Genomic DNA, 2,947 nt, shown 5'->3' with positions numbered 1-2,947 from the left:
AGTTGGGACATGCGTCCCTGTGAGAGTAGGACGTTGCCAGGCAAACGAAAGACAACCTGTATGGGTTGTCTTTTTTTTGTGGTTAAAGATAACTACGTCGGCATGGAATACGGGAAATTGTGATAAATGTAGAAACTTGCCTAAAATATGTAGAAGTTTTAGCTAAAAGTGTAGAAGTTTAATTAAAAATTGTAGAACATCGGTTGAAAATTGTAGAAGCCAAGAAATAGACAAGAGATCTCCTTTAAATAGAACGCTCTATTAATTATGAAGGAAGGGAATTTGCGGCACTCCTCGAAAATGCATTCGAATTTCCTTCCGCAGTGTTTATTCGAGGCGCAAGTTCACTGTCCGGCGGAAAAGCGGGCTGGCGAGACCCCACAGTAATGCATGAACGAGTAGGCTTTTACCGGTTCGTCCGTGGAAAGAGAGCAGATTCCCCCTCTTTAAAAAAAGCCTTGTAGGCCCCACGGGCAAGTCTTTAATATAATTTGTGGCAAAGAAGTTTACATGAAAGGTAGAAATCTCTTTAATTTATGCAGAATGACACAAGAGCTCTTACTTGATAACCATTAAATCGGCTCCCTGCTTATTCTTCTGCTGCTATAAATCTCGTCTGCTTCGGGTATTGAGTATCTGCATAAGGTTTATTATCATAAATGGGACACGGTAAGCCCAAATTAATCAAAACATGTAAATTAGCCATAATAGTTAATAGGAGCACCTGAGGGAAAGGGAGATTTATTTATGGGAAAGAAAATGACTTTTGAAGTACTGGAGAATGAGACTATTGGGGATTGCCTGGATCGAATACGTAAAGAAGGGTATGTTCCGGTAAAGCGCACGGAGAAGCCGGTTTTTCAGGAGATCAAAAAAGGAAATGAAACGGTTTACGAACCAATCGGCCGAAAAATTGTTTTTGAAGCGATACCTGAAGATTAAACCGAACATTTTCACTTATTTTAACTATAATGTTCGCCAATTGGTTGACATAGGCAAAAAAACCTTGCTATGATGGAATAGACATAAGCCCAAATAGACCTTTTTAGCAAAGTGTCTGTCTGGGCTTTTTACTTAAGTGGGTTATATGTAAATTAAGTTTCCTTAGGGAAAAATAGAAACAAAAGAAAGGGCTGATAAGAGATGATCGAGCGTTATACACGCCCCGAGATGGGAGCAATTTGGACAGAAGAAAACCGGTTTAAGGCATGGCTTGAAGTAGAGATTCTAGCATGTGAAGCATGGGCTGAACTAGGAGATATTCCTAAAGAGGATGTAGCAGCCATCCGGAAAAATGCGGGATTTAATATTGATCGCATTAAGGAAATAGAAGAAGAAACAAGGCATGATGTTGTGGCTTTTACCCGTGCTGTTTCTGAAACGCTTGGTGAAGAACGGAAATGGGTCCATTATGGACTAACCTCTACAGATGTCGTAGATACCGCACTATCGTATCTTTTGAAACAGGCAAATACCATAATTGAAAAGGATATCAAACGATTCATTGACATACTTGGTCAAAAGGCTCAGGAACACAAATATACGGTTATGATGGGGCGTACGCACGGGGTTCACGCTGAGCCTACTACCTTCGGGTTAAAGCTTGCTCTCTGGCATGAAGAAATGAAACGTAATTTACAGCGTTTCAGAGATGCAACAGAAGGAATTGAGTATGGAAAAATCTCAGGTGCTGTTGGTACATATGCAAATATTGATCCATTTGTGGAGTCTTATGTTTGCGAAAAGCTAGGGTTAAAGGCGGCTCCAATCTCCACACAAACGCTTCAGAGGGATCGGCATGCCCATTATATGGCGACACTAGCGCTGATTGGGACGTCAATCGAAAAATTTGCGGTGGAAATACGCGGACTGCAGAAGAGTGAAACAAGGGAAGTAGAAGAATTTTTTGCAAAGGGTCAAAAAGGATCTTCAGCCATGCCCCACAAACGAAATCCAATTGGTTCTGAAAACATGGCAGGACTAGCAAGGGTTGTCCGCGGTTATATGCAGACTGCCTATGATAATGTTCCATTATGGCATGAAAGGGATATTTCCCATTCTTCAGCAGAAAGGATTATCCTTCCCGACGCGACCATTGCAGTTAACTATATGTTAAATCGCTTTGGAAACATCGTTAAAAATCTAACTGTGTTCCCGGAAAACATGAAGCGAAACATGGGTCGCACTCTTGGCCTTATTTATTCACAGCGTGTTCTTTTGGCTTTAATTGACAAAGGACTTGTGCGTGAGGAAGCCTACGATTTGGTACAGCCAAAAGCAATGGAGGCCTGGGAAAAACAAGTTCCTTTCCGCCAGCTTCTTGAAGACGATGAAAAAATAACTTCTCTTTTATCTATAGAGGAACTCGCAGACTGTTTTGATTATAAATATCATCTGCAGCATGTTGATACAATTTTTGAAAGACTTGGCCTTTAATAAAAGATGGCTGGCGAATTACGCCAGCCATTTTCATTATTTTAATATAAAATTTAGAGCGGATTATTCGGCAGGATTTGATCGAGCTCTACGTTACCGCCCTTTTGCTCAATAGCATTCTCTATTTGGCTGATGATTGCTTCCTCAGCATCAGTAGGTGTACCTTTTCCCTGTCCGTTGGTATGGGCAGAAGCTGTGTTTGTGGCCTGATGACCGTTGGTATGAGCAGGACCTGATTTTAAAGCGCCATTTGGTTCTGCTATTTTTGCAAATTCAGTCATTAAACTTTTTGCATCCATTCCTTGGGCTGGAGCTGTTTTACTTTTGGCCTGATTGCCTGTAGGAGTAGGACCTGATTTTAAAGCGCCATTAGGTTCTGCTATTTTTGCAAATTCAGTCATTAAACTTTTTGCATCCATTCCTTGAGCTGGAGCTGTTTTACTTTTGGCCTGATTGCCTGTAGGAGCAGGACCTGATTTTAAAGCGCCAGTAGGTTCTGCCATTTTTGCAA

The 2,947-nt window shown here is 41.2% G+C and carries 3 protein-coding genes; 2 read left to right on the top strand and 1 reads right to left on the bottom strand.

Going from position 1 to position 2,947, the window contains the following annotated elements; translation table 11 throughout:
• Positions 1-747 precede the first annotated feature (747 nt).
• Positions 748-942, top strand: coding sequence for an NETI motif-containing protein (locus tag G8761_RS26560; RefSeq protein WP_166030936.1), 195 nt, complete (start codon positions 748-750; stop codon positions 940-942).
• 201 nt (positions 943-1,143) lie between these two features.
• Positions 1,144-2,436, top strand: coding sequence for an adenylosuccinate lyase (purB, locus tag G8761_RS26555; RefSeq protein WP_166030935.1), 1,293 nt, complete (start codon positions 1,144-1,146; stop codon positions 2,434-2,436).
• A gap of 53 nt (positions 2,437-2,489) precedes the next feature.
• Here the strand turns inward: purB and G8761_RS26550 are convergent.
• The coding region (locus G8761_RS26550; RefSeq protein ID WP_166030934.1) for a hypothetical protein at positions 2,490-2,947 on the bottom strand (458 nt) is incomplete at its 5' end.

Source organism: Neobacillus terrae (genome assembly GCF_011393025.1).
Classification (GTDB): domain Bacteria; phylum Bacillota; class Bacilli; order Bacillales; family Cytobacillaceae; genus Neobacillus_A; species Neobacillus_A terrae.
This window is presented reverse-complemented; position numbering and strand designations above follow the sequence as displayed.